We start from the raw sequence: 6,049 nt of genomic DNA, 5'->3' as shown, positions 1-6,049 counted from the left end.
GAATAGGGGTATGTCTACTAGCAAAGGACGGGTGGAGTCTGAAAGAAGTATTATTTGTGAGGGTGGAAGTGAAACAAGTTGGTATAAAGCAGATGGTACAATAAATTATCCACCAAATAACGGAGCTGTACCAGGAACAGAAGTAAATATGTCGTTAAAACCAGGAGATACATTTGGGCGGTATGGAAATATTGGGAATAAGAGTAACTTTGTAACACAAACAGGTGCAAATGCAGATAAATTAGCATTGCCACCAACTACTGACCCTAATATTTATCAGGAATTTAGGGTTATAAAGGAAATACCAAACACTATCCAAGCAGAGATTGCAGCATGGGGAGGTTCTGCAGGTGGAGGATTACAATATGAATTGCCAATGCCGATTTTACAATTAATTAGAGAAGGCTATATAGTGCCAAAATAAATAGAGAGAGGTGAAAAACTATGTTAACAACAAATGAACTGCAAAAATATATTATGAGTGAAATTAATGATAAACTAGATGAGATTTCATACAGTAATGTTTTTTTCGAAAAAGGGGATGATAATAGTGCTGAGGGAACATACATTTTTAGTACAAATTCAAATTATCATATTCTTTATGCAGAAAAGGGGAAGATAAGAAGTGATATAGTTGTAAATGACGAACGAGAAGTATTGTGGTATGCTTTAAATATATTATCAACAAATATTACTATGAAGTATGCCATGAATAATCAAGAGAAAGGAAAAGATTTCCGAAGACCACTCTTTGAGAAAGAAAAAAAAATATTTGCTTTATTTGGTGAGGATTTTTTAAAAAGGAAAGATGAAGAGATTAATGAAATACTTGAAAAAAATCCGTATAATGATATTTAATTATGGTTATACTTTAGGACTCCAAAACCCTTAACTCAAAAAGCTATTTTAATCTCTGTCTGTTCACGAAGTGAATGACATACAGAGATTAATAATAGCTTTTTGTCATTTACCTGAATCCGTGAAGTTCACGGATTTATAAACTATCGCCGTAGATGCTGGAAGGATATTGATTGGGAATGTAGCAGAAGATAAACCTTGTGATGCAATCTATCAAAGTACAGACAGCCATATATTGGCAATGTTGGGAAGCAATATGGTAGAAGAAGTTATATCAGGAAACCCAGCGAACAGTTCCGTATCAGAAATCGGAGATGTAGCGAGAAAGACGGATATTGAAGAACTAAGCCATACAACGATATTCAAGAACTCAGATGACATTGCCTTAGGTGAAAAAGCTTTAAGTAATGTAGAAGTGAATAAGCTAGATGATGTTGCAGAAGTTGTAGAGAGTGGTAGTACAACTGTTATATATTGGTCAGGTGATATAGCTAATTATCAATATAATATGATTGAAAATCCAGGACCGTTAGCAGAAATGCCTAATCAACCTGCAAAGAATTTCTATGGTGGCAGATACAATATGGAAGTATTACAGGAAGATAGAATAATGTATCGAGCAGGTAATGCTCAAAATCCGTATGGAAGATGGTTTACGAGTGAGCCACCTGCTTCTGTTACTAATGTAAGAATTGACGCAGCGGTAAAGACTCATTGGATAGACCCGAAAACTGGTGCGTATGAGGCAAGCTCTTATATAGATAATGTATATGCGATTAAAGTACCAAAGGGTACTACTATTTATACAGGATCAGTCGGACCGCAAGGTGGAGTATACGTGGGAGGATATAATGTTATGCAAACCTATATAGATGCACCATGGACTTTTGAAGTTGTAGGAAAAACACCGTTACAATAGATTGGAGATAGAAGAATGATAAGAAATGAAGAGTTTTTGCAGTTGCGAGAGGCGTATATAGAGATTGGCAAAATGGTACAAAAATATGGATATGGACAATATAACGGGATATTAAGAATTCTTATGGGACAAGTTAATTGTATTGACTCGGATGAGAGCAATGGTGAAAAAATGAAATACTTGATAGAAAGCTATAGTAAACTGTTTGCTTCGAGAGGCGGGTTAAGCGATTTCATTATTTATGATGCAGATGTTCAATTAAGAAATCAGTTGAATGAGAAATATAATGACGAAGTAAAAAGGGTTTGGAACATTATGAAAGACTATATTTAATAATGACTTCGTATAAGAACATCCGAAATCACAACTGAATATTTTTTCTTTAAAATTTAGGACGCATTGTTTTCATGGCACTTGGTGCTATGGAGATAATGCGTTTTTTCTATGTTAATTTTCAAATTCTTTTCCAGACTGCTGATATCAGTCTACTTCTTTCGAATATCGTGCCCAGAGTCTGCCTTTTGGTCATCTCACAAAGAGAAAGTGCTCATCTGGCTCAAGAAAACATCAAATCAGAAATCTTGATTCAGATGCAGTTTTTCTATTGAAGATGCTCCATCCGTAAAGGAGGAGTTCATGATTAAGTCCAGGTTGATTATGCCGGAAATAAATCAAGAATTTGATGTTCAATATAATGAGAATGCACAGGTTTGTGATGTGATAACGGATACTTTGGATGTTGTATCGCAGTATCTGCGAACAGGCTATGTGAATCGTGAGCACTGGGCATTAGTGTTACCGAGAGAAGGCATGGTTATGGATCCAGATAGAACCTTGAAAAGTTATCATGTTGAAAATGGCGATAAACTGATACTCATGTAGATGAAGGATGTGTGATGTTAGTATCGTAAAGATACTTGACAAGTACAGGGGGGATGAAAATAATGGGGAATAGAGGCGTGCTTTTGTATGTAGACCTTGGCAGGCTTGAAGATGAACCTTACAGATTGTCAAAGATATATGATACACTTGGACAGTATATTGATGATATCAGACGTCAGAGAGACATAATATACATAAGTAAGATGGCGGAATCTCTGGATATATCATCCCTGGACAGATATCGTGCTCAGTTGACAGATGAATATGAACGGCTTGGAACTCTGAAGAAGATTCTGGATGAGGCATACGATCTGTATAAAGAATGTAATGAAAAATTCGAGGCATCTGGACAGACTCTATGCAATCTATATGCTGAAACTCCATGGTATGAGACCAGTGAGGGAAAGCTGGCTATAGGTATAGGTGTGCTTGTGGTTACTGCTGCAGTGGCGATAGTCTGCCCTGCTGTACTGGGAGCTACGGCAGCTGCAGTGACACAGTCTGTAGCGACATCGGCTATTATTGGTGCAGCTACGTCAGGTGTCATGAATGGAATAGCTTCCATGAATTCCGGCAAATCATTTTACGATGGATTTGCAAGTGGTTTTGAATCTGGAGCAATATTGGGTGCAATCAGTGGTGGATTAGGAGCCGGGATATCGGCAGTTGCAACCGGGGCAGAACTGACAGTAGGAAGAATAGTGGCAGTAAAAGCTGTGAATATGATATCTGATGCGACTGTAGATACTGTGGTATATGCATATCATTCAGACAAGTACGATAAGAGTATTACTGGTGTAGACATAGTCAAGACTTGGGCAGCGAGTGCTGTAACATCGCTTGTTATGCAGTCGATTATGGATGAATGTAATGATAGGACTCAATCACCAGATAAGAACAGTAATTCAATTAATTTTAAGAATTCGTTGGATAATCAAAGTAAAGCTAATAGTAATAAGCCCACAAATACAGTCACATATAGACGTGTTCAAGGAGGAACTGGAGACAAAGCAAGTCAACAGAGAATATTAATTGATAGTGAAGGAAATGTATATATAAATAAGAAAAATGTAAATTTGAATGTTAGTGTGGATAACGGAGAGCATTCGCAGTATTATATAGAAAATAAACGACCTGGTGCTGATATTTATGAATTTGAAGTTCCTAAATGGTTAGATGATATGGTAAACGAGTATATCGTGCCGGAAAAGAATTATAGAACAAATCCTTTAAATCAGGGGAGATGTGCGCCAAAGCTAAATGATCCCACAACTCCTGGAAGATGCATAGAATTTCCTGCACCGTGGATTGAATGGATTGAGGAATATGCTACAAATGGAAGAATAATAGCAGGAGGGGGGTAGGTGAAAGATAAGAAATAGAATAAGGTAAGCTTAAAATTGTTGAAAAAAATAATTGGAGGATTGGTTTAATGAAAAAAACGATTTCGATAATGACAGAGGAGTTTGTAAATGAAAAAACAGGCGAAAGCGTAGAGGGTATAACTATAATGATTGATGGAGTTATAAAAGATTTATTTGATATTATTAAGCATGAAAAAAAAGAATACAGCGATAACGTAAGTATAGTTCAGGATGCTTTAATGAAAGGTTTAGAAGAAATAAAAAATACTATATAAGCTAAGGTAATTATCATAGAATTTGCGATTTGCAAAAATACATTGTTTCCATAACAATTAGTATAGTGGAAACAATGTATTTTTTATAGTAACATGAGAAAAAAACATGCTGATTGACTATGTTGGACACACTACGTCAGAGGCAAAACAAATTGCTGGAGAAACAGGTGTAACACATGAGGAGAAAAATACGTATTTAAAGAATCGCAGATATTATTTTGATGCTGTTACCAAAACAATGGTTAGAAGTATGTCGGTTTTAGATAGTGGAACAATAGATGGAATGGCTACGGATGAAAATGGGAAGGCTTTAATATTACTGATATCAGATCATCTTGATTGGAAAAATGAGTATGATCATTTACTAAGACTACAAGAAAAAATAAATTCTTATATTACATTCTGCGAGGAACATCAATGGAGAATTAACAGTAAAAGAGTTTGTTGATTGGTACAATGATATTGACAACTATAGACCAGAACTGCCTAGTAATAACCGTAGTCACAAATATTAATAAGGAAGAATCTAATGGATATATATTTAGTAGCAAAATTAAAGAAATATGATGATTTTATTTCCTGTTATAATGAAGGAGATGAGAAAAAAATGTACAAAGGTAAATCACTGCTATTTTATTCATTATCAAATAATGATGCAGAAAGCCGTTATTTAATAACAATTTTTTTGATCAATAAGGGTGCTGATGTTAATGTAGTAAATGAGTGTGGTGAAAATCTTTTGCATATATTGCTTTCAAGAGTGAATCACAATATAAATCAGACGGTGGAGTTGTGCAAAAAGTTGATAGATGGAGGTGTGGATATAAACCAAATAGACGAAAAAGGAAGAGTCCCACTACAGTATTTGATTAATTTAAAATTTACAGATGAGGAACTTGAACCTTTATATAAAATCTGGTTTGCACAAAAAAATATTCTGGTTAATTACAAGAATGCATGGGGAAAAACGCCATTGGAAATTGCTGCTCAAATGCCGTACAGAAAAAAATTAGTAGAAAGGTTAAAATTATATGAGTGATGTAGTAAGTTTTATTTCAGATGCTGGTGGAAGCGTTGTTTCAAAAAATATATTGATACGGAAGAGTATTTGAGTGATGCAGATAATATGAGCATCTGTGATTTTAATACAATTGCAAATATTGAACCGGCAATTCTCACAATATACAACTGTAAAGTTGGAACTGATTTAGAATTGGTGGATGAGAATGGAAAGAAATATTTCTTGGATAACAGTACAGGAAAGAAATTTAAAGTATAGGACATATTCTGGGCACTCGGTAAGAAGTAAATGAGTAGTGTAAGAAGCCGATGCAGATAGTAAATACATTGTTTACTTAACAACATTTGTTATGAAAACAATGTATTTTTTTAGAGTTAAATTGAGAAAAACTAAATGATTGTTGACAAAAAAATAATGGATGATGCAATACTATTGTTTGATAATGGCATAAAGGAGATGGTGTTGTGTCGCAGGAAGATGATGTTGGAGCTGCGGGCGTTGGAGAAGCTGCGAAAGATAGCAGAGATGAGCTTGAAGACATTTTAAAAGCGCTTGAAGCTGGTGATTCTGACAAGCATGGACCCAATGTGAAGATCATTATAGGTGTAATAGCTGGGATCGTATTGGCTTCAGTTGTGTAAATAAGCATAATGGTTAAAATGAGAATGCACAGGTTCGTGATGTGATAACGGATACTTTGGATGTTGTATCGCAGTATCTGCGAACAGGC

The 6,049-nt window shown here is 35.2% G+C and carries 12 protein-coding genes; all 12 read left to right on the top strand.

Going from position 1 to position 6,049, the window contains the following annotated elements; genetic code table 11:
* On the top strand, positions 1–424 hold a 424-nt coding region (locus DXB91_RS13920), incomplete at its 5' end, for a glycohydrolase toxin TNT-related protein (protein WP_147343999.1).
* A gap of 20 nt (positions 425–444) precedes the next feature.
* Complete coding sequence (locus DXB91_RS13915; RefSeq protein ID WP_055148057.1) at positions 445–858, top strand: hypothetical protein; 414 nt, start codon at positions 445–447, stop codon at positions 856–858.
* Positions 859–1,114: 256 nt separating this feature from the next.
* Positions 1,115–1,777, top strand: a complete 663-nt coding sequence (locus tag DXB91_RS13910; RefSeq protein WP_133300893.1) for a hypothetical protein — start codon at positions 1,115–1,117, stop codon at positions 1,775–1,777.
* Between the two features lie 15 nt (positions 1,778–1,792).
* Positions 1,793–2,110, top strand: coding sequence for a hypothetical protein (locus tag DXB91_RS13905; RefSeq protein WP_055148064.1), 318 nt, complete (start codon positions 1,793–1,795; stop codon positions 2,108–2,110).
* A 303-nt stretch (positions 2,111–2,413) separates the two neighbouring features.
* A complete protein-coding gene (locus DXB91_RS13895) occupies positions 2,414–2,659 on the top strand; it encodes an EsaB/YukD family protein (RefSeq protein ID WP_118018516.1) in 246 nt (81 codons plus the stop codon).
* Positions 2,660–2,721: 62 nt separating this feature from the next.
* Positions 2,722–4,023, top strand: a complete 1,302-nt coding sequence (locus DXB91_RS13890) for a hypothetical protein (RefSeq protein ID WP_118018514.1) — start codon at positions 2,722–2,724, stop codon at positions 4,021–4,023.
* Positions 4,024–4,091: 68 nt separating this feature from the next.
* Positions 4,092–4,298 carry a hypothetical protein gene (locus DXB91_RS13885; protein WP_055148043.1) on the top strand — a complete coding sequence of 69 codons (207 nt, stop codon included), beginning with the start codon at positions 4,092–4,094 and terminating at the stop codon, positions 4,296–4,298.
* Positions 4,299–4,404: 106 nt separating this feature from the next.
* A complete protein-coding gene (locus DXB91_RS13880; protein WP_118018512.1) occupies positions 4,405–4,746 on the top strand; it encodes a DUF6572 domain-containing protein in 342 nt (113 codons plus the stop codon).
* Positions 4,685–4,813, top strand: a complete 129-nt coding sequence (locus DXB91_RS14875) for a GH-E family nuclease (RefSeq protein WP_118018520.1) — start codon at positions 4,685–4,687, stop codon at positions 4,811–4,813. The genes DXB91_RS13880 and DXB91_RS14875 overlap by 62 nt, the downstream gene beginning before the upstream one ends.
* Positions 4,814–4,827: 14 nt before the next feature.
* The gene (locus tag DXB91_RS13870) at positions 4,828–5,337 is read left to right on the top strand and encodes an ankyrin repeat domain-containing protein (RefSeq protein WP_055148038.1); all 510 of its coding nucleotides are present in this window, start codon (positions 4,828–4,830) and stop codon (positions 5,335–5,337) included.
* Positions 5,338–5,406: 69 nt separating this feature from the next.
* Positions 5,407–5,577, top strand: coding sequence for an immunity protein Imm33 domain-containing protein (locus DXB91_RS13865; protein WP_199413867.1), 171 nt, complete (start codon positions 5,407–5,409; stop codon positions 5,575–5,577).
* A 206-nt stretch (positions 5,578–5,783) separates the two neighbouring features.
* On the top strand, positions 5,784–5,960 hold the full coding sequence (locus tag DXB91_RS14225; protein WP_158564624.1) for a hypothetical protein: 177 nt from the start codon (positions 5,784–5,786) through the stop codon (positions 5,958–5,960).
* Positions 5,961–6,049 lie beyond the last annotated feature (89 nt).

Origin of the sequence: Coprococcus sp. OM06-34AC (assembly GCF_003462545.1) — a bacterium.
Classification (GTDB): domain Bacteria; phylum Bacillota; class Clostridia; order Lachnospirales; family Lachnospiraceae; genus Coprococcus; species Coprococcus aceti.
This window is presented reverse-complemented; position numbering and strand designations above follow the sequence as displayed.